Raw genomic sequence first — 24,495 nt, forward strand, 5'->3', positions numbered from 1 at the left:
GCAAATTTGGCGAATGGCTATCTTGTACAGGGGAGGTATTATTGTATAATAATGTGGAACCGTGGTTAGAGAAGGAGGGGCAACTATGCGACGGCGATTTGTTATAGAAGCGGTTATGGTGGCAACGTATGGACATCTCCTAATTCCGAGCCGTCCGATTGATTACGTCGTGCCTTATTCATCTATTCTTGAATTGTACGATATGAGAGACGGGGCAGAGCCGGTAATGGATGATCCGGAGGATGACGCGCATGTAAAGAGCAAAATTGGCGAGCTCATTACCTTTTTCGAGGATCCGCTCAACCGGAAAAAAATCGAACGCGCCATGCAGGTGCCATGGCGGGAAAGCTCTCCGCTAATCTTAAACGACAGGATTCAGTTCACGATTGTACATGCCGTAGATAATGCGCATTATGGCGAATACTTCGATCCGATCGAGACAGAGCTGCTTCTGACCAGCTCGAAGCTGCAAATTCCGCTCTTGTCCGATCAATTCGAATTTCAAGATAAGCTGCTCGAAGCAAGAGTGCCTGTCCAGGTATACGATATCGAAGATTTCGAGTTTGCGGTAGAAGAAGGCATTTCCATTAAGGATACGAGTCAGTTCGGCGATTCCTGAAAAATTAATGGCGATTCGACAAAATCAGCTATTGCAAGAGAGAGAGTCCGTCTGTTACGATACGAACAGATTACACGAAATACAAATCTGAAGGGAAAGGGGTGTCCGGTATGCGGAATCAACAACAGGCAATGATTGTTCTGGTTCGTTTTTTCCATGCATGCCGTACAGGCCGCCTTCGCGATGCGACGCCAATAAGCGGGTAACAATCTGTTTAATGGCGTTTACATCTTTGCAGGGATCCCGAGCCTAATTGCGGCTTGGGGTCTTTTTTTGTTTTTTTCAGGCGAGAGGGGAGGCATACAAGACAGTGAAAGTATTATTGCGGGTGTTAGCGTACGTTAGACCAAGCGCGAAATGGGCGGCAGCAGCCATAGTCGTTATGCTGTTCGCTACGATCTTCGACCTCGTTGCGCCGTGGATATTGCGGGAGATCTTTGACGAAGGCATCAAAAAGGAAAATGTATCGCTTATTTTATGGCTAACCTTGCTCTTGATCGGGGTTCAGGCGTTAAAGAGCGCCGGGATGTTCGTGCAGGGCTATTCCCAGGAGCTTGTCGGGCAAAACGTTGTGTTTAAGCTTAGAGAGCAGCTTTACGCACAGCTGCAGCGGTTATCCTTCTCGTACTACGACAAGGCGCAGACCGGACAGCTGATGTCGCGAATGACCGGCGATATCGAAGCCGTCAAAAACTTTGTTGGTTTTGGCGCAATGGGCTTGCTGACCGGTTTATTGACCTTTGTGGGAACGATGATTTTTATGCTATGGATGAATTGGAAGGTGACCTTGATTAGCACGGTTACGATTCCGATTATCCTGCTTATTTTATGGTGGTTCAGCAATAAGGTTGGTCCTGCCTGGTCCAGTATCCGGGAGCAGACCGGCCGGCTGACGACAACTCTTCAGGAAAACATAGCGGGCATCCGAGTTGTGAAATCGTTTGCGACGGAAGCGGTCGAGCAGCAAAAGTTCGCCGAGCGGAACAAACAAAACTTTGATACCAATATGGACCGCGCAAAATTGGAAGCGAAAGCATTCCCGCTGATGGGATTGTTTGGCGGATTAACCTTTGTTCTGATGATCTGGCTGGGAGCGGTATACGTGGCTCGCGGAGAGATGACGCTGGGGACTTTTATGGCTTTCCAATGGTATACGTGGGGAATCATCTGGCCGCTCAACATGCTGGGCTGGCAGATCAATATTATGCAGCAGGCAATCAAGGCGGCTCCGCGCGTATTCGAAGTTCTTGATACGCCTAGCGATATTGTAACGCCGGAGAACGGAGTCCAAACCGATCGCATGCGAGGGCAGGTCTCTTTCCGCAATGTAAGCTTCTACTTTAATGACCAGGATCAATCGAAGGATCAACCGATTCTGAGCGGCATTTCCTTTGAGGTCGAGCAGGGTGAAGTCATTGCCGTATTAGGCGCAACCGGCTCGGGGAAAAGCAGCCTGATTGCGCTGCTGTCCAGGTTCTACGACGTTTCTTCCGGCACGGTACAGATCGACGGGATTGATGTTCGCGATTACGACTTGGACGGTCTGCGCCGCAGCGTGGGTATCGTACCGCAGGAGACATTTCTGTTCTCGGCTTCTATTCGGGACAACATAGCATACGGCTATCCGGATGCAACAATGGAGCAAATCGAGCACGCGGCTCAAAAAGCGCAAATCCATGATTTTATCACAACCATGCCTCACGGATACGATACCTTGATTGGCGAGCGGGGCGTTGGACTATCTGGTGGCCAGAGACAAAGGGTAGCTCTTGCGAGAGCGATTCTGATGAATCCTCCGATTCTGGTCCTCGACGAAGCAACAGCCAGCGTGGATACGGCAACGGAGTCAGCCATCCACGAAGCGCTGCTTGAAGTCATGAAAGGCAGAACAACATTCATTATTGCGCAGCGTTTGTCCTCGATTCAGCATGCCGACCGCATTCTCGTATTGGAACAAGGTCGACTGATCGAGCAGGGAACCCATAAACAATTAAGCGAGCGGAACGGATTCTTCCGTCAGCTGTTTGAACGACAGAAGCTCGCGGCAGGACGCTAACGGACGGGAGGGGAATACATGAGTCAAGTGGAATGGGATGACGACAGCGAGATTGAAGAGAAACCCTTTAATCCCGCCTATATGAAGAGGCTTCTTGGCTATTTAAAGCCATATCGCAAGACGCTTACCCTCATTATAGGCGTTGTCCTTGTCAATATGATTTTAAGCCTGGCAGAGCCTTTGCTGCTTGGATATTTGATCGACGATGGCATTACAAAAGGGGATTTTACCGCTATTCATCTGTTCGGTATTACCTTGCTAGGCATCAAGCTGATCGGCTGGGGCTGCGGCTGGGTACATACCAAATACATTAACTTTACCGGCCAGCGCATCTTGTACGATCTTCGCCAGCAGCTGTTTAATCATCTGCAGAAGCTGTCCTTCCGCTTCTTCGACGGACGTCCGGCAGGAAAAATTATGTCCCGCATTACGAATGATACAAACGCCATTGGCGAATTGATTAACGGCGGTTTGATAACAACCGTTATGGAAGTAACGCATCTGGTCGGAATCGTGGCGATTCTGCTCTGGATGGACTGGAAGCTGGCTCTTCTGTCCTTCATTATGATGCCGCTTCTGTATCTTATCGTAAATAGGCTGCGTCCGAGAATCGAAGGGGCATGGACCCGTTCGCGCAAGACGATGTCGGCCATTAACGGACATTTGAACGAAACGATTCAAGGCATCCGCGTTGTTCAGGCGTTCTCGCGCCAGCATAAGAACAGCGCAAGGTTCGAAGGGATCAACTTCCGGAACAAGCAGGCCTTCATGCGCGCCATTATGCTGGAGTCAACCGTATATCCGCTGGTCGAACTGGTGGGAATGATCGGTACTTGCATCGTCGTATGGTTCGGAGCCAAACAAGTCATGGACGGTGCGCTTACGATCGGTTTCGTCATGGCCTTCATCAATTATTTATGGCGCTTCTGGGGACCGCTCAGCGCATTGTCCAAGGTGTACAGCCAAGTGCTGTCGGCGATGGCTTCCGCGGAACGGATCTTTGAAATTCTGGATACCGATGCCGAGGTAACCGATGCTGCCGACGCGCGCCGCATGCCGGCGATCCAAGGCGAAGTGGCGTTCGAGAACGTATCGTTCCGCTATGAAGAATCCAAGCCGGATGTTCTTCATGGCGTAAGTTTCCGGGTTCGTCCAGGGCAGCGCGTTGCGCTGGTTGGACCAACGGGAGCGGGGAAAAGTACAATCGTTAATCTGCTTATGCGGTTCTATGATGCAACCGGCGGCAAGGTTACGATTGACGGAATGGATGTCAAAGACGTTACGCTGGAATCTCTGCGCAGACAAATGGGAATCGTACTCCAGGATTCGTTTATTTTCTCGGGAACAATCGAACAGAACCTTCGGTATGGCAATGACGGGGCAACGAGGGAGCAAATGATTCAAGCCTCGGAAAGCGTGCGACTGGACCGTGTCGTTGCGTCCATGAATGAGGGCTATGATACCGAAGTAGAGGAGCGGGGGTCAAAGCTGTCGGTTGGTCAGCGGCAATTGCTTGCGTTCGGAAGGGTGCTGCTATCCGATCCGCGGATCCTTATTCTGGATGAGGCCACTTCAAGCGTAGATACCGAAACGGAGCAGCATATCCAGGAAGCACTGGAGACTTTGCTGAACGGGCGCACCGCCTTTATTATCGCGCACCGTCTCTCGACGGTACGCGACGCGGATCTTATTCTTGTTGTCCAGGACGGACGAATCGCGGAGCAAGGCTCGCATAATGAATTGATGAAGCATGGCGGTCTGTACGCGAAGCTGGTGAATACGCAGCTTAACATGCAGGAGGCCGTGTTAACGCAAGTCGAAGCTTAATTTTAATTCGCGGCTTCGCTTGCTTGTTTAATCCGGTCGATCGCTTCTGCCATCGTTTTATCCGTAAGGTGGGCGTAGATTTGGGTCGTCTCGGGAGAGGCGTGCCCAAGCTGCTCCTGGGTCATATAAATATCGTTACGCAGGTAATAATCGGTTGCGAACGAATGGCGAAGCTTATGTACGCTTAAGTAAGGCTTGCCGAATCGCTTCGCATATTTGATTACCATTTCCTGAATGGCGCGTTTAGTCATTCGAGAGCCTTCTTTTTTGCCGTTAGCAATGGCAAGGAAGAGGGCTTTTTCGCGTTTAGGCGCTTTGTAATGAGAGTCCCTCATTTGCAAATAAGCCGTTAAATCATCAACCGCCTCCTGGCGGAAATAGACGGGAGTCTTGAACGTGTCGTCATTCTTGCCTTTTCGGTATACATAGGCGAGCTTCTTTTTCACGTCAATGTCATCGGTATTGAGATTGACGATTTCGGAGACGCGAAGGCCGGAATGAAGAATGAGACTGATAATACAGCTGTCTCTGGTTCGATTCAATTGATAGGAATATAACGCCTGCTTGTTCTCCGCAACATCCTTCTCGTAATCGGCATGAATATAGGCCAGAAATTCGTGAATTTCTTCTTCCTGCAGCAGCTTGCCTTCCAGCTTGGCCGCCGTGTCTTTTGGCTTATGCGTCCGCTTGATCGAGACCTTGGCCATCACGTTCCGCTTCAGCAGCGGATAGAACTCCTCATCCTCGGCGATCTGGCTCAAGTAATGAAAGAGCGACCTTAGAGACGACAGCTTGCGCGTAATGGTCGTTCTGGTATTGCTATGGTTCGGATTGGTGGCAAGGAACATCCGAAAGGAATCAATGCTATCCATATGCAGTCGTTCAAGCTCGATAAGCTGGACATCCTTCACCTTTTCCGCGCTCGATAATCCTTCCGCAATCAGCCATCCCATAAACGTCTCGTAATCTCTGACATACTCCAGCAATGAAGAGGGAGAGAGGTCGGGAAGCTTATAGTTGATAAATTTCTCCACATACCAGGGCATCATCGGAACACGCCGGTCGAGCTCCTGCCGATCCTTGATTTTGATCACATTCAATGCTGTTCACCTCGCTTCAAATCTTCCTATATTGTACCAATTCAAGCGATAGGGGACAATCGGAACGATCCAAGCGTAAGGAAAAAGTTAGCTTAGCAAATAAATGTAATTAATGTATTTGGGTTACTATAATTTTTTTTGTATGTTAAACTCGTTAAAAACCTGCCGTTGCATAACAAAATTATTCCAATTAATGATTTATACAAATATTAATAAAATGAGAGGAGTATTAATGTTGATTAATAATCAAATTTATAAATATAGTATTTCCATTATTCTAGCATTTATGATGACGGTCGCCATGCCGCTTCAGGCTGCGAAAGCAGCGGCGCCCGCTACGCTCAGCTATGGCAGCTACGGTCCGGATGTGCCGGATTTGCAGTTCCGTCTGAAGACGATGGGCTATTTTGATAATACGGCGATTACGACGTTTTACGGCAAAATGACAGAAGAGGCCGTTCGTAAATTCCAAGCGGATTACGGACTTAAACCGGATGGTGTAGCGGAGGAAAAAACCTGGACCGAGCTGAAAAAGGTCTCCGCAAATCAGGAAGAGCTTGATCTTCTGGCACGTATCGTTTATGCGGAAGCGCGCGGAGAGTCCTACAAGGGCCAGGTTGCCGTTGCGGCGGTTGTATTAAATCGTCTTGATGCTGACGGCTTCCCGAAAACCATTAAAGGCGTCATCGAGCAATCCGGCGCATTTACGGCGGTAGATGACGGCCAATACAAGTTGAAGCCGGATTCTACAGCCTACAAAGCCGCGCTTGATGCGCTTGGCGGCAACGATCCTTCGCAAGGCGCTTTGTATTATTTTAATCCGAAGACGGCTACGTCGAAGTGGATTTGGTCCCGCAAGCAAATTGTTCACATCGGCAATCATATCTTCGCGGTATAAGATTGTTAAGAAGGGCTGTGTACAAAGCTTGCCCGATATCGGCATGGTTTATTTCAAGAAATAATGCGTAAAGGCACATTCCCGCTCTTATCGAGCAGGGATGTGCCTTTTATTTAATAAAGAATATAAACCTGCCCTATATTTCCTAACATTCATTGCTTTGTTATACTAAATATTAAATCCTTTGCACAAATTCTAAATAAAATAAGGTGATCTCATGGAATCGAAACGTATTGCAGCAGAAAAAGCAGTTGAACTCGTCAAAGACGGGATGAAAGTAGGACTTGGAACGGGCTCTACCGCCTATTGGGCGATTCAAGCAATTGGCCGCCGGGTGAAAGAAGAAGGGTTATCGATCCAAGCGGTCGCGACTTCGGTTCAATCCGAGCAGCTGGCGAAAGAACTTGGCATTCCGATGATGCCGTTTGCCGCTGTCGACGTGCTTGATTTGACGATTGACGGGGCGGATGAAGTAGATCCTGCCCTGCACTTAATCAAAGGCGGAGGCGGCGCTCTGCTCCGCGAGAAGATTGTAGCGGCTGCAAGCAAGCAGCTGATTATTATCGTGGACGAGAGCAAGGACGTGAAGCAGCTCGGCAAATTCCCGCTCCCGGTCGAAATCGTTCCTTTTGCGTTCGAGCTGACGGTGAAGAAGCTTCGCAAGCTGGGCTGCGAACCGAAGCTTCGCAAGAATGGCGATGAGCTGTATGTGACCGATAACGGCAACTATATTGCGGATTGTGAGTTTGGGGCTATTGCGGATCCGGAAGCGCTTCATGATGACCTGAACCGGATTCCCGGCGTTGTGGACAACGGATTGTTTATCCATATGGCAAGCCTTGTTATCGTAGGCTCCGCAGACGGTTCGATCCGGAGCATCACGAAGGAATAAGCCGGCCTAACGAGCAGGAAGGGTGGAGAGCATGAACAAGAGGTTTGCGTTAATAACGGATATCCATGGCAATATGCCTGCGTTAAAAGCGGCCCTTCATGAGATCGACACTTTGCAACAGATCGACTCCATCTATTGCTTGGGGGACATGATCGGTATCGGACCGGATACGAATGAAGTGCTTCATGCGCTTTTCTCCAGGAAGGATGTATCTTTTGTGTCCGGCAATCACGATGAAGCCGTGCTCGCGATTATAAAGGGTGAAGCTTATCCGGAAAGCCATTACCATTCGGAACGGCATCATAGGTGGATTGCGGAAAGAATGGACAAGTCGTTTGTCCCGCTGCTGGAACGATTGCCTCGCATGATTCGGACCGAAGCTTACGGCAGAAGGATGCTTTTTACCCATTATCATATTGCGCCGGACAAGTTTAACGATCCGATTAGCAAAGATCCGTTTAGCCCAATCGTTGAGCCAAGCCTGTCCAATCTGGAAAAGCTGTTCAATGGTTGCGAAGACGCATTGATCGGATTCGGGCATCATCATCCGGTACATTATTTCGTCAGCAAGAGACAAACGTTTGTGAATCCCGGTTCCCTTGGCTGCAACAATAAGCCCACTGCCAGATACGCGATCGTTACGGTGAGCGAGCAGGGTTTTGAGGTGCAATTGCAGGAGGCGGAATATGATAATTCGGCATTCCTTGCTTCCTACGAAAAGCTGGATGTACCCGACCGGGAGTTTATTTTGCGAGTCTTTCACGGGGATCAGCTGAGAGAATAGGCCTATAGAATTGAAAAATTTAGCATGACAAAACGAAAAATATTCGTTATGATGAGCAAGCAAATTGAATACGAGATAAGTATCAGGTGCCAATGATACCTTCCGCCGGTTAAGGCGATGGTATTGGATTGGTTAAAAGGGAAGTTGGGTGAGAATCCCACGCGGTCCCGCCGCTGTAAGAGACGAGTTTATGCGCATATCCACTGGGCAACCGGGAAGGGTGCATAGGCATTGACGCTCGAGCCAGAATACCTGCCTGATTCTTTTTTACACCGCAATTCTACGAGCGATAGGAGGGTGTTCATTATGCATGCTTATTTTGACATGTTTACTTGACCAAGCCCTTCAACTTTCACGAGTTGGAGGGTTTTTTGCTGTGTGGATAGGTAGTTATGCAAGAGAATGAGAGAGTTATAGAAAGGGAGCTTGTAATGAAAAAAAATAAATGGTTAGTGTGGTTGCTTGTTATTGCGGTAACTTTATCCGTTGCGGCAACGCCAGCCCGTATGTCTTATGCCGACCCGGCAGATACGCCGGAAGGTTACGTCACGCTAGATGTGGAGAAATTTACACTTGGACAGGGCTATATTAAAGAACCCGTGAAAGTGCCTTTTTATGAAGGGGACAATGGGGCTGCCTTGGTCGACCGTCTTCTTGGGGAAGAGAATTACAAGCATACGGGATCGATCGATAGCGCTTTTTATTTATCCAAAGTAAAAGATAACGATTCCAGGCCGGTTGAGCTTCCGGCTTACCTTACAAAGATGCTGGAAGACAATCATGCGGTGCTTGGCGGCAAAGTGGATGAGAATTGGCTTGGAGAGTTTGACTACACCAATATGTCCGGTTGGATGTTTGCCGTAAATAATGCGTTCCCTCCCGTTGGCTTCTCAAATTATGAGCCGCAAAACGGCGATGTCATCCGTGTTCAATTTACCGTATACGGATACGGAACGGACCTTGGCAGCGAATGGGGAGAAATCCGACTTGCCAACAAGGATGGATTAACGGAAGCGGTAGCTGAAATTAACAGCTCACCTGTCAAACAGGAATTGCTGAATGATGAGAAGATTGGTCCAGCGTACGAACATGCATATGCAACATTACAAAATATTGAAAGTACGCAAGAGGAAGTTAATTCAGCTTTGACAGAATTGGCAGGAGCTCAGGATACAACTCCTCCTTCCATCACGGTTAATGGATTTGTTAACAATCAGGTCGTAACGGCACAACAGCTCCCGTTCTCGGTATCGGTTACGGATAACGTTCAGCAGACAATCGACCCTGAAGTGAAGCTGAACGGGAACCTGCTGCAACCCTCCAGCGGACAATATACGGCTGATCTTGTATCTGGCTTGAATACGATTGTTATCAAAGCGGCTGACGGTGCGGGTAACCAGGCAACGCAGACCTATACGGTTACATACAAGGCAAGTGCAGCAGGTACAGTCAGCCAATACGTTGACCGCAATCTGGCTTATCTATTATCAACGGTAAGCAATCCCGTCTTCGGAACGTTAAACGGCGAGTGGTCAGTCCTAACCTTGGCACGCGGCAACTACCAAGTGCCGGATGGCTACTATGACGCTTATTACAAAAAGGTCGTAGCGGCTGTTCAGGATAAACAAAATGTTTTGGATCCAAATAAATATACCGAGCACTCCAGAGTTATCCTGGCGCTGACTTCGATCGGCAAAGATGTAACGGATGTCGGTGGATACAATCAACTCGAGAAGCTGGCAGATTTCAATAAAATTATTGCTCAAGGCATAAACGGACCTACCTTTGCCTTGCTGGCACTGGACAGCCACAATTACGCTATTCCTGTCGTAGCAGGAGTAGAAGTTCAGTCCACAAGAGCCAATCTTATTCAATACATGGTTGATAAGGAGATTAAGAAAGGTACCGAAAATGCAGGCGGATGGGGCTTTGGCAGCTTTGTTGATGTGGACCTGACTGCTATGGCGCTTCAAGCTTTGGCTCCTTATTACAACAGCAATCCTGATGTCAAATCGGCAGCCGACCGTGCGGTCGCTTGGCTGTCTAAGTCGCAAAGCAGCAATGACGGCGGTTATTCCTCAAGCGAGAGCATTGCGCAAGTCATTGTTGCTCTTAGCGCATTAGGGATCGATTCCAACTCGGATCCTCGCTTTGTGAAGAACGGCCATTCCCTGATTGATGCATTCTTACTTTATGCTTTGCCTGATGGCGGTTTCCGTCATACCAAGACGGGGGGCGTCAACGGAATGGCGACCGATCAAGGGACTTATGCCTTGGTTGCTTATGACCGTTTCCTGAAACAGAAGAAATCGCTTTATGATATGACGGATGTCACGCTATCTACCGAACAACCGGCTAATCCCGGTGACCTGACGCTCCCAGCAGGCAATACGCCGCAAGTAGCGGTTCCGGATGATTCGGCTGATTACCGAATTCCGGTTACGTCGGCAGACAGCGGCAAACAAATAGGGATCTCTATTCCTGCCGGTAAAACATCCGATGTAAAGCTTAGTCTACCACTTATTACCGTTCTGCCGCAGATTGAAGCAGTAAAAGGAAATAATTCCATCCTGATTCCGCAAGATACGCAAGTGACATCCGGGGATTCAGCAGGTATTCATTTACTTACTACGTTAAATACTTCCGATTCCGCCTTGCAAAATCAAATTAAGACCATAGTTGCAAGCGGTAAAAAACTGGATCAAGTTGCAGTTGCCTTTTCGATGGGCGGAAGCTCGCGCGTGCAATTCAATCAGTTCGTTACCTTGACGCTTAAAGGGATGAGCGGCAAAAGCGCTGCGTTTATCGAGGGCGGCGTTGCCACTTCGATTGCGAAATTCGCCAGCGATGCGCTCGGCCAAGCAAGCGGCAAGAATGAATACGCGTACGATAACGGCTCTGATCTGATTATCAAGACGAATCATTTTACGGATTATGTTGCTTTCGCTGAAAGCACGATTGTTGTAGACGGAGGAGGAAGCAATCCTCCGCCAACGAAGTACGTAACCTTATCCGTTGACAAATTGACGATTAACAAAGGTTATACCGTTGCAAATACAAAGATCGAACTGCGTACGGGAGATACCGCCTGGAGTTTGCTTAAGCGTGTTCTCGATAGCAAAGGTTTGATTTACGAATACGTCTTTACTCCGAAATACAACAGTGTTTATGTTCAGTCCATAGCAGGTGACGGTGAATTTGACCATGGCATCGGAAGCGGCTGGATGTACAACGTCAATGGCGTTTACCCGAACTATGGCGCAAGTCTTTATGAGCTAAAAGACGGGGATAAGCTGCAATGGCGTTACACAACGGATCTAGGTATCGATCTTGGAGTTAATCCGGATGATTGGGAAACGCCGGGTGAGAACGGCAACAACAGTGGAGACGACGGAAATACGGATTCAGGAACGGATGGTACAGGCGGTTCCGGTGAAACAGGCACGACTCCGAAATCGGAACTGGAAAAGCTCTATTCCGATGCTTCCCAAATCTCTTCTTGGGCAAAGCAAGCGGTTGAGCTAGCTTCCGAAAAAAGCTTTGTTCAAGGCAGCGGCGGTAAGTTCCATCCGCAAGATTCGGTTACGAGAGCAGAGTTCGCAAAAATGCTCGTATCCATTCTAGCTCTGCCAACAACCGCGCCTGCGGCCGGTTTTACGGATGTAGCCTCGAAAGACTGGTTCGCGCCGTATGTCAATGCGGTTGCCCAAGCCGGTTATATGAACGGCTATCAGCAGCATTTTAATCCGAACGCAAGAATAACGCGCGAAGAAATGGCCGTGACGATTGTCCGGGCACTTGGCATGAAAGCGGCACAATCGCAAACCGCAATCAAAGATTTGCAGGCAGCATCGTTATGGGCACAGTCTGATATCGCAACCATCGTAGAAGCAGGCTTGATGACGGGATCGTCCGGCAAATTTGATCCGCAAGCCAAGGTTACCCGCGAAATGGCAGCCGTTGTGGCGATGCGATCTTACGATTATAAACAGGCAGGCAACGCCGGCAGCAGTCCGGTTGACGCAAAGCAGCTGGAAGTTCAGGGTCACCTCAAGACAACGGCTGCCTTCCTGCAAAAGACAGTAACCGATCCGGTGATTGCGAGCGTAGGCGGGGAATGGACGGTTCTGGGACTGGCGCGTTCCGGCATGCCCGTACCCGACTCCTATTATGCCAACTATTATGCCAACGTAGAACAGACGGTAAAAGAAAAAGAAGGCAAGCTTCATTCGGTGAAGTACACGGAATACGATCGCGTTATTCTGGCTTTAACAGCCATCGGAAAAGACATCCATCATGTAGCCGGTTATGATCTGACAAAACCTTTGGCGGACTACGAGACCGTAATTAAGCAGGGAATTAACGGACCAATCTTTGCGCTGATTGCACTGGACAGCAAAGGCTACTCCATTCCGGCAGACTCCAGTGTAAAAACACAGACTACCAAAGAGCTCTTGATTGATTTCATCCTTAATCGAGAGATTGCCGGAGGAGGCTGGGCGCTTGGCGAGAAGCCGAGTGAAGCGGACCCGGATATAACGGCAATGGTGCTGCAGGCCTTTGCGCCATACTATAACGCTAATCCAACCGTGAAGGCAGCCGTTGACCGCGGAATAACATGGCTTTCCAATGCACAACAAGCCGATGGCGGTTACGCTAGCGGCGGGGCGGTTAACTCGGAGAGCTCCGCACAAGTCGTTGTCGCATTGACCGCGCTTGGCATTGATCCGCAAACCGATTCCCGTTTTGTGAAAAACGGCCGTAATGTACTGGACGCATTGCTTGGCTACTCGGCAACGGGCGGCGGATTTTATCATGTTAAATCCGGCGGCACTGGTAATGGCGGAGCCCAGCCTGGCGAAGTGGATCTGATGGCAACGGATCAGGCATTTTACGCGCTGGTCGCTTACGACAGGTTCAAAAGCGGAGTTACCCGTCTCTATGACATGACAGACGTGAAATAAGCTTGGCCTCAGCAAGGGCATTCGAATGCCCTTGCTTCGTTATTTCTTCATAAAGAGGTGGGAATTAGAGTGAACAAGAAAAAATGGTTGTCCGCGCTGCTCATCATCGGTGTATTGGCGATTGCCTACTTCTGGGGAGGGAATTACGCAAAGAACCCAACCTCGGAGAGCGCGGCTGCGACCTCGCCGGCAGCTGCGGAAGAGTTTGCATCAACACCATTGCCTAGTAACGCCGCAAACCAAACGCAAGCTGGACCGGAAGAAGATCCGTTAAAGCAAGCGGAACCCGATAACCCTTCGGCAAACGCAACCTCTTCCGAGGAGCCGGCAGCTACGGGACTAGAGCAGTCTCCATCGACTGAAAAGCCGCCTGCTTCGAATTCGGGCAGCGGTCCTGCGGCGGAGACCGTTAAGCCGGCAGGTGAACCTAAACCTTCGCCAACTCCTTCGGAATCGGCTAAACCCGCCGGCAACGGGAAGGGGTCTGAGAAGGGGGCAGAAGCGACTCCGGCAACAAAACCTCCGGCTGCTTCGCCTGAAGAGACGAAGGATAAATATCAGACGGATCCGGTTCCATCGGGGAAGCCAAAGCCGGTTGAGTGGCAGGATGCAAAGATCGACAAGAAGAAGCCGCTCACCGTTACGCTGTCGGTGTCCGCCGCAACGATATTAAACAATCTGGACAGCTTTAACAAAGATAAACTTGAAGTTTTACCGAAGGACGGCGTTATTTATCCGAAGCAGAAAGTTACCTTTTATGAAGGCGAGTCGGTCTTTGACGTCCTTCTCCGGGAAATGAAGAAGAACAAGATTCATATGGAGTTTGAGATGACTCCGATTTATAACAGCAACTATGTCGAAGGTATCCATAATATTTACGAATTCGACTGCGGGGAGCTTAGCGGTTGGATGTATAAAGTGAACGGCTGGTTTCCTAACTATGGAGCGAGTAGGTACGCCTTGAAAGACGGCGATGTTGTGGAGTGGGTATACACTTGCGATCTTGGGCGCGATGTCGGCGGCTATTCCGCGGGAGCAGGGGTTAAGTCATGAACCGGAGCGGATTTGCCGGTTATCATCCATTAATAAATTTTATTTATTTTACGGCTGTATTGCTTTTTGGCATGTTCTTCATGCATCCCGTTATGCAAGGCATCGCGTTGGTTAGCGCCTCTGTTTATTCCATTCTGCTGAGAGGCAAGGGAGCGGTGCGGTTCCAGCTGGTTTTTATGCTTCCGTTGCTGCTTTTTACTGCATTTATAAACCCGGCTTTTAACCATGCGGGCGTTACGATCCTTTTTTATTTAAAAAGCGGTAACCCGGTTACGCTCGAATCCATCCTGTACGGGATTTCATCCGCTTGTATGTTTGTGACCATCTTAATCTGGTTCTCCTGCTACAACGCGGTTATGACATCGGATAAATTTATTTACTTATTCGGCAAGCTGATTCCGGCCATGTCCCTCATCTTATCAATGGTGTTAAGATTTGTGCCTAGATATAAGGAACAGATCAAGCGGATTTCTTATGCACAGAGAGGTATCGGCAAAGACGTATCGCAAGGGAACATCATTCAGAGAGCCAGGAACGGACTGAAGCTCTTATCAATTATGACAACCTGGGCGCTGGAAAATGCAATTGAGACGGCTGATTCGATGAAATCGAGAGGATACGGGCTGCCTGGCCGTACCAGCTATTCCCTTTATAGGTTTGATAACCGGGATAAAGGATTTATGGCCGTTATGCTCAGCCTGATCGTCATGATCTTGATTGGCGAAGCGAACGGGTTAAATTCGATGAGGTTTTTTCCTTCTATTAAAGCAGCGGCTATTACACCGTTTAGCTTTCTGATCTATGCGGCTTATTTGAGCTTGTGTATGCTGCCGGTTATTCAACATACGATGGAGGCAATCAAGTGGAGATCTATAACATCCAAAATGTAAGCTTTACGTTTCCGCTGCAGGAAAGGGAGGCTTTGCATGCTATACATTTAACGGTTCAAAGCGGCGAGTTTGTCACGATTGGCGGGAAATCCGGCAGCGGAAAAAGCACTTTGCTGCGTCAACTCAAGCCAGTCCTGACTCCTCATGGGAAGCGGGACGGCAGTATCGCTTTCCGCGGTGAGCCCATTCAAGAACTGGACCAGCGTTCGCAAGCTTCCGAAATCGGCTTTGTCCAACAAAATCCCGATAATGGCGTTGTTACCGATAAAGTATGGCATGAGCTGGCTTTTGGACTCGAGAGCTTGGGCTTTGATCAACAGACTATTCGGCTTCGCGTAGCGGAGATGGCCAGCTTTTTCGGAATCCAGACCTGGTTTCATAAGCCGGTTTCGGAGCTGTCAGGCGGTCAGAAGCAGCTGCTTAATCTTGCCTCCATTATGGCCATGCATCCGTCGGTGCTGCTTCTAGACGAACCAACTTCACAGCTTGATCCGATTGCCGCAGCCGATTTTATCGAAACCTTGCGTAAAATCAACCAGGAGCTTGGTACGACCATTATAATGACCGAGCATCGGCTCGAAGAAGTGCTTCCGGTATCGGATCGGTTCATTGTCATGGATGACGGCGGGATTATTGTAGATGAGCATCCCCGTAAAGTAGGGGAGGCCTTGTGGCAGAAGAATCATCCGATGTTTACAGCTATGCCGTCGCCTGCGCAGATTTATGCCGGAGTAGCAAACGACTCTTCTTATCCGGTTACTGTAAAGGAAGGCCGTCTGTGGTTAGACAGCTACATCAAGGGAAAACCGCTCATCCGCGAAACAGCACCAATTACTGGGGGATCTGTTGTTCCTGCTTCTTCATCAGCAGCCAAACACTCAGCCATCCGATTCAAGGAAGTATGGTTCAAATACGAGAAAAATGGCCCTGATATTATTAAAGACTTGTCTTTTGAAGTGAAGGAAGGACAATTCTATTGTTTAGTTGGCGGTAACGGAACGGGGAAGACGACCGCTCTATCTCTGGCCGGAGGGCTCTATCAGCCCTATCGCGGCAAGGTCTATATCGGAGGGGAAAATGTAACATCGATGAAGGCTGCAGAGCTGTATCGGAACAATCTGGCTTACCTTCCGCAAAATCCGCAGCATCTGTTCGTGAAGAAGACGGTTGAGCAGGATTTATTCGAAATGCTGTCCGATTCCGCAATGACGAAGGAGGAGAAGGCAAGCAAAGTTCAGTCGGTATGCGAGTTTCTTGAGCTGCAACCGTTCCTAGCCAAACATCCGTATGATCTCAGCGGAGGGGAGCAGCAAAGAGCGGCATTAGCGAAGGTATTGCTGCTTGAGCCCCGGATCCTTCTATTGGATGAGCCTACGAAAGGGCTCGACAGTTTTTTCAAGGCTAAGCTTGCTTCCTATTTGAAGCAGCTGAATGCAGCCGGTGTTACGATTATGATGGTCTCCCATGATATCGAATTTTGCGCCAAATATGCGGATGTATGCGCCATGTTCTTTGATGGCGGCATCACATCAAGCGGGCCGGCGAAGAACTTCTTCGCAGGGAACAGCTTCTATACGACAGCCGCGAACCGGATGGCGCGTCATGTCTGGCGAAATGCGGTAACGGCAGAGGATGTGATTGAGCTATGCAGGAACAAGGGATAGAAAAAGCACGAAGCCGGTTCGGCAGGCGAACGCTAATAGCCGCAATTCTTATCGTTATTGTGATCCCGGCAACCATTTTGCTTGGAGTATTTGCCCTGGATGACCGAAAATATTATTTTATAAGTCTGCTGATTATTCTCTATACGATGCTTCCGTTTGTTATGGTGTTCGAACGGAGGAAGCCGCAAGCCCGGGAGCTAATCATTATTGCCGTATTAGCTGCCATTTCCGTAGCGGGCAGAGCAGCTTTTTTTATGCTCCCTCAATTTAAGCCGGTCGTCGCTATTGTCATTATTGCAGGCGTGAGCCTTGGTCCGGAAGCAGGGTTTCTCGTCGGGGCGGCTTCGGGCTTTGTCTCGAACTTCTTCTTCGGGCAAGGGCCTTGGACCCCCTGGCAGATGTTTTGCTTCGGCATCATTGGTTTCATTGCGGGCCTCCTGTTCAGGAAGGGCTGGCTTAGGACGGATAAGCTTACGTTATGTTTATTTGGCGGACTAGCGACTTTCGTCGTATACGGAGGAATCATTAATATCGGCTCGATGCTGATGTTTACGCCTTCTATTTCTAGAGAAGCTTTGATCGCAACCTATGCCTCAGGATTCTGGTTTGATATCATCCATGCTGCGGCAACCGTCATTTTTCTATTTATACTTGCTAAGCCGATGCTGGAAAAGCTGGAGAGGATAAAGGTGAAGTATGGCTTATATGAGTAATGAATTAGAAAAAAACAATGCTATAATAGGAATGCTTTGGGATTATTAAAGGGGGTATTGTCTTGCTTACGTTTCGCGACAGCACGCAAGAAGATTTTAAGAGAATTGCCGCTTTTCCTGCCAATGCCTCGGAAGCCTTTTATATGTTTCCGAAAGGAACGTTTCCGATCGATCCGGAACAGCTATACGAGGTGTCGTTAACCAGAAGAGTGCCAACGGTAATTGAATATAACGGCGAGCCGGCCGGGTACTCCAATTTATACGATATAGATGAAGGCAACAGCGGATGGCTCGGCAATGTGATCATCAGCTCGCAATTCCGCCGTATTGGGGCGGCCAGGTTCTTAATCCAAACGATGCTGAATCGGGCTAAAGAGGAGCTTGGACTACGGGAATTGAATTTGATCTGCCATAGCACGAACACAAAAGCTCTGCTTATGTATAATCAATTCGGGTTTAAACCATACGACTTAAAAGTGTTAAAGAATGAGGAAGACATTGAGATTGCAGGAATTCTAATGAAGATAACCCTGTAAAACAAGAGAGGAACAGTCATCATGAGTATGTGGAGCGGGGTCCTTGTAGGATTGTCAATTGCAGCACCGGTTGGGCCGATTGGCGTGTTATGCATGAAAAGAACGATCAACCAGGGCCGTTGGTATGGCGTTTTGTCCGGGCTAGGAGCGGCTTCCGCGGATGCCGTATACGGGCTCATTGCGGCCGTTGGATTTACGGCATTAACGAATGTACTGGTTGACCAGCGCATGTGGATCCAATTAATTGGGGGATTGTTTCTATGTTACTTAGGTTATCAATCGGTCCGGGCCTTACCGAACAGCGGGAAAGAGCTTCAATTAAATAACGGACTGGTGAGAGCTTATTTGACAACATTCCTTCTGACTTTAACCAACCCGATGACGATCTTATCGTTTGCAGCTATCTTTGCGGGCATCCAGCATTCCGCGCAAGCAACAACAGGGGACTCGCTCCTGCTAGTGTTAGGAATCTTCCTTGGTTCCGTCTTGTGGTGGCTTCTGCTCGCCGGTCTGGTAGGAATAATCCGGACGGCTCTGAACGCGAAGGCTATGCGATGGATTAACGTTCTATCCGGCATTGTATTGCTTGTATTCGGAGTATGGTCCTTGGTGTCGGCAATTCGCTTGGAAGGATAGGAAAGCATTGACAATGGGTTATTTTTCCGATAACATCGTTATTAGGCATATTTTATTAATTTAATAAAAATTAGTAAGTTAATAATGATGACTCGGAGGGAACATTCATGGCAAATTCGAAATGGGCAGTAGACTTCACGCACAGCAGCGTAGATTTCACCATTAAGCACATGATGATCGCAAAGGTTAAAGGCACCTTCCACAAATTTGAGGCAGAGATCGATGCCGATCCTGCAGATCTGACGACGGCGGCTATCAGCTTCGCGGTTGATCTGAGCAGCATTGATACACGCAACGCGGATCGTGACAATCATTTGCGTACCGGCGACTTTTTCGATATTGCCCAGTTCCCTGAATTGACGTTTAAATCTACCAACATCGTGAAGACCGATGATGATGAATATGAAGTGACAGGTGATGTCAGCCTTCATGGCGTCACTCGTTCGGAAACCTTCTCCGTTACCTTTGAAGGGGCAGGCAAAGATCCGTGGGGGAACGAGAAGGCCGGCTTCAGCGGCAAAGGCTCCATTAAGCGCAGCGATTACGGATTGACCTATAATGCGGCACTGGAAACAGGCGGCGTATTGATTGGCGACGAAGTGAAGATTTCCATTGAAATTGAAGTAGGAAAACAAGCGTAAATTTGCCTGAATATTGATGAATAATTCACCCCATCCAGGGGTGAATTTTTTCTTTTGAAAAAACAGCCTAGCCCCTTTGACTTAGGAGCTATGGAAGTGATATATTAATCGAAGTTTGTTTTTACGCGTTAAGGAAAGGATGCAAAAAAAGTGGCTACAAGCGAAGACATCACGAAACCAAAACTAATACCGACCAAAATTTTGAAATGCAAAAATCCAGATTGCAAAGCATGGATTCGGGATGAAATGGCTGCCGAAGAACAATTGTGTCCAATGTGCAAGGGACCGATGGGACGAAGCATGAAGCACTTGCCGGCTCTTCAGAAGAAAGCAAAGCCGAAGCCGCGCAAGCCAAAGTCGGAATTTGACTTTTAGTACTTAATTTACGGGGGAATAGCCAAACGGCTGCGTTAGGGAACGCAGCCGTTTGTGCTTTGTGGAGGAAGGAATATAAGTGAGCAATCATTATCCATTTGAGTTTGATCCCAAGCTGCCATTCATTCAGCAGGCAAGCGACTGGATTGCGGATGTCTTTTATGAACAGCTGCCGGAAGCGGGCTTTGAGGTTCGCGATGAGCAGATCTATATGGCCTTTCAGCTTGAAAGGGCTTATGCCGAGAAGCAGACGATATTTGCGGAAGCGGGAGTCGGTACGGGGAAAACCCTTGCTTATCTGCTCTATGCCATTAGCTACGCCCGTTACACCAGAAAGCCGGCTATCATCGCATGCGCCGACGAATCCCTGATCGAGCAGCTAGTAAAGCCGGAAGGGGATATCGCCAAGCTGGCCCAATACCTGGAGTTTACGATTGATGCCCGACTCGGGAAATCGCCCGATCAATATATTTGTTTGAATAAACTCGACGATGCGAGAGCGGCTTTTGATGAGGACGCGGAGGTTTTCGATGAGATTTTCCGAGAGTTGCCTCCATTTGTCCATAAGCCGGAGACGATGCAAAGCTTTCATCCCTACGGCAACCGCAAAGACTACCCGTCACTAAACGACGGACAATGGTCCAAGCTGGGCTGGGATGTTTTCCAGGATTGTCTGGTTTGCAACCGGAGACATCGCTGCGGTCAGACCTTATCCCGCGATCACTACCGGAAAGCTGCCGATCTGATCATATGCTCGCATGACTTCTACATGGAACATGTATGGACTTACGAGGCACGCAAGCGCGAAGGTCAGCTTCCGCTCCTGCCCGAGCATAGCTCGGTCGTCTTTGACGAAGGACATCTTCTCGAGACCGCGGCTCAGAAGGCGTTAACGTACAAGCTGAACCATGCGGTATTCGAGAGCATTATTACGCGACTTCTTCAGGATGAGATTCGGGAAACGCTCGCGCTCGCGGTGGAGGATGCGATTGTCCAAAGCGATCATTTATTCGCGCTTATCGCTCGCAACAGCAAGGCTGTACCGGCTTCCAGCCGGAAGGAAGTGCTCTGGAGCCCGGAGCTGGTCCGCGAGGTGAACCGTCTGCAGGACATGCTAGCTTCCATTGAGGAAGAGCTTGTGTTCGAAAGCGGCTTGTTTACGATCGATGATTACCAGCTCAAAATTGTGGAAGAGCATATCGAAATGATTCAATTTGCCTTGTCTCTGTTCAAGCGCGAAGAGAAGCCGATCAGTTGGGCTTCGGAGGATAAGGACGGTCTTACTCTAGTAATCATGCCAAGATGGGTCAAGGAAGTGCTTAAGGAGCAGGTGTTCTCGAAGAAAATGCCTATCGTCTTCTCTTCGGCAACCTTGTCCGTCGGAGGAGCATTTGATTATATCAAAGAAAGCTTGGGGATTGAGCAGGCGTTATCCTTCTCGGTACCTTCCCCATACGAATATGAGGAACAGATGCAGGTGCATATGCCTGGCGGATCGGAGACCGAGCTGAGCTGGACGGATAAGATGAAAGCTGCCGTGAAGCTCTTGGAGCAAAAAGGCGGACGTACGTTATTCCTGTTCCCTTCCACGGAGGAGCTGGAACTTTTCCGTAAGGAAGCGGATAACATTGGCCTTACGGACAGCTACCGGTTCTTATTCGAGGGTTCGGCTGAAATCAGCCATCTCATTGCCGAATTCCAGAATGACGAGACAAGCGTGCTCTGCGCGGTCACTTTGTGGGAAGGACTGGACATACCGGGCCCATCCTTGTCGCAGGTGATCCTGTGGTCGCTGCCGTTCCCTCCTAATGATCCGGTCTTTGAAGCGAGGCGCAGCGATTCCGCGAATCCGTTTGCTGATGTAGACATGCCGTACATGCTCCTGCGGCTAAGGCAGGGCATTGGCCGCCTAATCCGCGCCCGCGATGACCGGGGGACGATTGTTATTTTCGGCCGGGAGCTGAATGATGAGTCTGTCCGCAAACAGGTGATGCATGTATTGCCTGACGGTGTTAAGATTGAGCATTTAGCTTAAAATGAAATGGTTGAAGCCAAGAAGAGCCTGGTGCTTTTCTTGGTTTTTGTATATTACAATAGAATTTATAAGTTTTAGTTAGGAGAGGAAAATGACAATGATTCAATTCATAAGAGTCGCTGCTGACCATGCTGATTTCCGCGAGTTGATTAAGTTGCTCGATAAGGATCTTTGGAGTCGATACCCGGACACGCAGCAGTTTTTTGATGAGCATAATCAAGTCAAGCTGGATGCAAATGCCGTCGTGGCTTACCTGAATGACGTACCGGTTGGCTGCGGCTGTTACAGGGAAGCCGGAGACGAGCATACCATTGAGATCAAGCGCATGTTTGTCAAGGAGGAAGCAAGGGGTAGAGGAATCGCTCAGCGAATCGTGAAAGAGCTGGAGCTATGGGCATCCGAGGAAGGGAAGCGGGATGCGCTCCTCGAGACGGGGACGGGACAGCCGGAAGCGATTTCGTTGTACAAGAAATTAGGCTATGTCCAGGTTGCCAACTATGGGCCTTATGTCGGCAGCGAAGAAAGCGTATGTATGGGGAAAAAGCTGAGTTAATAAAAGGCGGATACAAAGAGCCAAGAACCATCGTTGGTATTATCCCCTCACGGTAGACAACAAGAAAAAGACATCTGTTAAGATGAACTTACTAGTTGTTTGCCGGAGGGGATTTTTCATGGGGAAAACAGGTCGTACGAACAAAAGTTATCCTGAAGATTTAAAACTAGAAGCAGTGAGGCTGGTTACGGAGGACAACTTGGCGTACCGTGAGGTCGCGAAGCGTCTGGGAATACAAAACAAAACGCAGGTTGAGGTATGGGTCAAACGACATCGGGCAGGACAGCCCTTCGTACAAGAAGCTACGCGAAAGGGTAAACCGAAGACTAAGTTTAGCAGCGTAGAGGAAGAAATGGCTTACCTAAGAGCGGAGATTGAGTACTTAAAAAGCGGTATCCAAATCTACACGGGGAGTGACTAGCAAAGCCATTCGTTTTGAGATCATTGAGGGAATGCGGCAAAAGTATCCGTTGCGTTGGCTTCTGAAATTTGCCGAGGTATCACGAGCAGGCTATTACAAGTGGCGGAAAAGGGTATCCGATCCAACCGCTCGTATACAGGAAGAGCGACTTCTAGAGAGGCATATCATGGCGATCCACCGACTACACCCTTACTTTGGTTACTTACGCATGAAAGTCGCCTTGAAACGCGAAGGACTGCATGTGAACCATAAACGTGTTTATCGGCTCATGAAGAAACTGGACATCCGCTCGGTGATCCGAAAGAAGCGGCGCTTCTTCGGAAAGCAGGTATCTGTTGTTTATCCCAATCGGTTGGAACGCCTGTTTTCTGCAGAGGCGCCACTGCTTAAACTCGTTACGGACATTACCTATATCCGGGTAGGAGAGCAATTTGCATACCTTTCAGCTATTCTGGATCTCTACAACAATGAGATTGTTGCCTGGCAGTTGGCCGAACGAAACGACCTTGCACTTGTTACCAAAACAGTCGACGCCCTAAGCGAGAGAGCAGATCTCACCGGTGTTCTCCTGCACTCCGATCAAGGATTCCAGTACACCTCTAACGCATATAACCGCAAACTTGAGAAGCTCGGGGTCATTGGCAGCCACTCTAGACGTGGAAACTGCTATGATAATGCCTGCATCGAGTCGTTCTTTTCACATCTTAAAACGGAAAAGATTTATCTTGTTCGTCCGCAAACGATGTCTGAATTGGAACAAGCGGTCGAAGAATACGTTTCGTTCTACAACAACGAACGCTTCCAGAAGAAGCTAAACGACCGTTCCCCGGTGGAATACCGTGAAACGGTCGCAGCATAGAGTTGTCTTTTTATAGATGTCTACTTGACGGGGTTATGACCACGTTCTTGGCTCTTTCTTATTATTTTATCTGTTCGATAAACCGCTTGGCTGCGCTGGACAGCGGCATATTCCGCATGTTCATCATTCCGATGTGGGATGGAGGAAGCGGAATGTCGAGCTGGATCTCGAACAAGGAGCCTTCCGCAAGCTCTTTCGCGACAAACTCGCGGGTAACATAAGAGATCCCGAGACCTCTGCGCGCGAACTCGATCAGTAGATCGACGCTGCCGACCTCAATTTCCGGCTTGATCGTGTAACCGTAGCTCTGGAAAATCTCCGTGATCGTCATACGAGCCCGGCTGTTGCGGGAGAATAGAATGATGGGATACTGAAGCAGGGTGTTTAGGGACAAGACCCTGTTTTTCAGATCGTTATAAACCGCCCCGGCCACAAAGCAGTCCTGAAGCTGAAAGCTTTCCTTGACTTCAAGCTGGGGATCCACGATGGGCATGCGGACAACTCCAAGATCTATTTTGCCCTCTTTCAGAAAAGTAATCACTTCCGGCGTCGTGCCGTGGTTCAAATGCAGCTTGATGCCGGGATATTTCTTGATGAAATCCTCCAGGTAAGGGAGCAGATAATGTTTAAACAAGGAATCACTGCCGCCAATTCGCAGCTCGCCGTTGTCCAAATTTTTAAGCGCAATCATTTTCTCTTCGGCCATGTTGATCAAGATCTGGGACTGCTCGATATAGGAGTACAAAATCGTGCCTTCCTGGGTTAGGGCAACTCCCTTGGAATTGCGGAAAAACAGCGTCAGACCAAAGCTTTCCTCGAGTTGCTTGATCGCATGGCTAACGCTTGGCTGAGTAAGGTAGAGTACTTTTGCAGCCTGGGTCAAACTGCCCGTTTTGGCAGCCCAATAAAACACTTTGTATAGTTCATAGTTATTAGTCATAGACGTGGTCGATAGCTCCTGTAAAATATATTAATTACT

General features: G+C 48.9%; 20 protein-coding genes and 1 riboswitch. Of the genes, 18 read left to right on the forward strand and 2 right to left on the reverse strand.

What is annotated here, in order from left to right:
• The first annotated feature begins 85 nt into the window (after positions 1–85).
• The 3 genes from ACR9FF_RS13245 to ACR9FF_RS13255 all read left to right on the forward strand — a co-directional run bounded on the left by ACR9FF_RS13245 (position 86) and on the right by ACR9FF_RS13255 (position 4,502).
• Complete coding sequence (locus ACR9FF_RS13245) at positions 86–619, forward strand: hypothetical protein (protein WP_015844274.1); 534 nt, start codon at positions 86–88, stop codon at positions 617–619.
• A 310-nt stretch (positions 620–929) separates the two neighbouring features.
• Positions 930–2,675, forward strand: coding sequence for an ABC transporter ATP-binding protein (locus ACR9FF_RS13250; RefSeq protein ID WP_435171591.1), 1,746 nt, complete (start codon positions 930–932; stop codon positions 2,673–2,675).
• Between the two features lie 18 nt (positions 2,676–2,693).
• Positions 2,694–4,502 carry an ABC transporter ATP-binding protein gene (locus tag ACR9FF_RS13255; protein ID WP_127491187.1) on the forward strand — a complete coding sequence of 603 codons (1,809 nt, stop codon included), beginning with the start codon at positions 2,694–2,696 and terminating at the stop codon, positions 4,500–4,502.
• A 2-nt stretch (positions 4,503–4,504) separates the two neighbouring features.
• Here ACR9FF_RS13255 and xerS read toward each other — a convergent pair whose 3' ends face one another.
• Entirely contained in the window at positions 4,505–5,602 is a 1,098-nt protein-coding gene (gene xerS, locus ACR9FF_RS13260) for a tyrosine recombinase XerS (protein ID WP_127491185.1), read from the reverse strand.
• A gap of 232 nt (positions 5,603–5,834) precedes the next feature.
• On the opposite strand from xerS, the gene ACR9FF_RS13265 reads away from it, so the two are divergent.
• The 15 genes from ACR9FF_RS13265 (at position 5,835) to ACR9FF_RS13335 (ending at position 23,516) form a co-directional block, all read left to right on the forward strand.
• Positions 5,835–6,500 carry a cell wall hydrolase gene (locus ACR9FF_RS13265; RefSeq protein WP_127491183.1) on the forward strand — a complete coding sequence of 222 codons (666 nt, stop codon included), beginning with the start codon at positions 5,835–5,837 and terminating at the stop codon, positions 6,498–6,500.
• A gap of 217 nt (positions 6,501–6,717) precedes the next feature.
• Positions 6,718–7,392, forward strand: a complete 675-nt coding sequence (gene rpiA / locus ACR9FF_RS13270; RefSeq protein WP_435171594.1) for a ribose-5-phosphate isomerase RpiA — start codon at positions 6,718–6,720, stop codon at positions 7,390–7,392.
• Between the two features lie 31 nt (positions 7,393–7,423).
• Positions 7,424–8,176, forward strand: coding sequence for a metallophosphoesterase family protein (locus tag ACR9FF_RS13275; RefSeq protein ID WP_435171596.1), 753 nt, complete (start codon positions 7,424–7,426; stop codon positions 8,174–8,176).
• 95 nt (positions 8,177–8,271) lie between these two features.
• Positions 8,272–8,450, forward strand: a riboswitch (cobalamin riboswitch).
• A 157-nt stretch (positions 8,451–8,607) separates the two neighbouring features.
• Positions 8,608–13,140 carry an S-layer homology domain-containing protein gene (locus ACR9FF_RS13280; RefSeq protein WP_435171598.1) on the forward strand — a complete coding sequence of 1,511 codons (4,533 nt, stop codon included), beginning with the start codon at positions 8,608–8,610 and terminating at the stop codon, positions 13,138–13,140.
• Between the two features lie 69 nt (positions 13,141–13,209).
• Positions 13,210–14,193 carry a DUF4430 domain-containing protein gene (locus ACR9FF_RS13285; RefSeq protein ID WP_435171600.1) on the forward strand — a complete coding sequence of 328 codons (984 nt, stop codon included), beginning with the start codon at positions 13,210–13,212 and terminating at the stop codon, positions 14,191–14,193.
• On the forward strand, positions 14,190–15,083 hold the full coding sequence (locus tag ACR9FF_RS13290; protein ID WP_435171602.1) for an energy-coupling factor transporter transmembrane component T: 894 nt from the start codon (positions 14,190–14,192) through the stop codon (positions 15,081–15,083). The genes ACR9FF_RS13285 and ACR9FF_RS13290 overlap by 4 nt, the downstream gene beginning before the upstream one ends.
• A complete protein-coding gene (locus tag ACR9FF_RS13295; protein WP_435171604.1) occupies positions 15,056–16,747 on the forward strand; it encodes an ABC transporter ATP-binding protein in 1,692 nt (563 codons plus the stop codon). Before ACR9FF_RS13290 ends, ACR9FF_RS13295 begins: the two co-directional genes overlap by 28 nt.
• Complete coding sequence (locus tag ACR9FF_RS13300) at positions 16,729–17,460, forward strand: ECF transporter S component (RefSeq protein WP_435171606.1); 732 nt, start codon at positions 16,729–16,731, stop codon at positions 17,458–17,460. Before ACR9FF_RS13295 ends, ACR9FF_RS13300 begins: the two co-directional genes overlap by 19 nt.
• A 62-nt stretch (positions 17,461–17,522) precedes the next feature.
• Positions 17,523–17,996 carry a GNAT family N-acetyltransferase gene (locus ACR9FF_RS13305; protein ID WP_435171608.1) on the forward strand — a complete coding sequence of 158 codons (474 nt, stop codon included), beginning with the start codon at positions 17,523–17,525 and terminating at the stop codon, positions 17,994–17,996.
• A 21-nt stretch (positions 17,997–18,017) separates the two neighbouring features.
• Positions 18,018–18,632 (forward strand): LysE family translocator, encoded by a 615-nt coding sequence (locus ACR9FF_RS13310; RefSeq protein WP_435171610.1) that lies wholly within the window; start codon positions 18,018–18,020, stop codon positions 18,630–18,632.
• A 107-nt stretch (positions 18,633–18,739) separates the two neighbouring features.
• Entirely contained in the window at positions 18,740–19,273 is a 534-nt protein-coding gene (locus ACR9FF_RS13315; protein WP_127491163.1) for a YceI family protein, read from the forward strand.
• Positions 19,274–19,423: 150 nt separating this feature from the next.
• Positions 19,424–19,648, forward strand: a complete 225-nt coding sequence (locus ACR9FF_RS13320; protein WP_085982415.1) for a cold-inducible protein YdjO-related protein — start codon at positions 19,424–19,426, stop codon at positions 19,646–19,648.
• Between the two features lie 79 nt (positions 19,649–19,727).
• Positions 19,728–21,683 (forward strand): ATP-dependent DNA helicase, encoded by a 1,956-nt coding sequence (locus ACR9FF_RS13325; protein WP_435171612.1) that lies wholly within the window; start codon positions 19,728–19,730, stop codon positions 21,681–21,683.
• Between the two features lie 97 nt (positions 21,684–21,780).
• Positions 21,781–22,236 carry a GNAT family N-acetyltransferase gene (locus ACR9FF_RS13330; protein ID WP_317980505.1) on the forward strand — a complete coding sequence of 152 codons (456 nt, stop codon included), beginning with the start codon at positions 21,781–21,783 and terminating at the stop codon, positions 22,234–22,236.
• A 118-nt stretch (positions 22,237–22,354) separates the two neighbouring features.
• A protein-coding gene (locus ACR9FF_RS13335) for an IS3 family transposase (protein ID WP_435171615.1) occupies positions 22,355–23,516 on the forward strand; the annotation gives its coding sequence in 2 pieces (ribosomal slippage) (positions 22,355–22,623 and positions 22,622–23,516; 1,164 coding nt in all).
• A gap of 61 nt (positions 23,517–23,577) precedes the next feature.
• Here the strand turns inward: ACR9FF_RS13335 and ACR9FF_RS13340 are convergent.
• Positions 23,578–24,456 carry a LysR family transcriptional regulator gene (locus tag ACR9FF_RS13340; protein ID WP_127491154.1) on the reverse strand — a complete coding sequence of 293 codons (879 nt, stop codon included), beginning with the start codon at positions 24,454–24,456 and terminating at the stop codon, positions 23,578–23,580.
• Positions 24,457–24,495: the final 39 nt, after the last annotated feature.

Origin of the sequence: Paenibacillus glycanilyticus (assembly GCF_051200795.1) — a bacterium.
Classification (GTDB): domain Bacteria; phylum Bacillota; class Bacilli; order Paenibacillales; family Paenibacillaceae; genus Pristimantibacillus; species Pristimantibacillus glycanilyticus.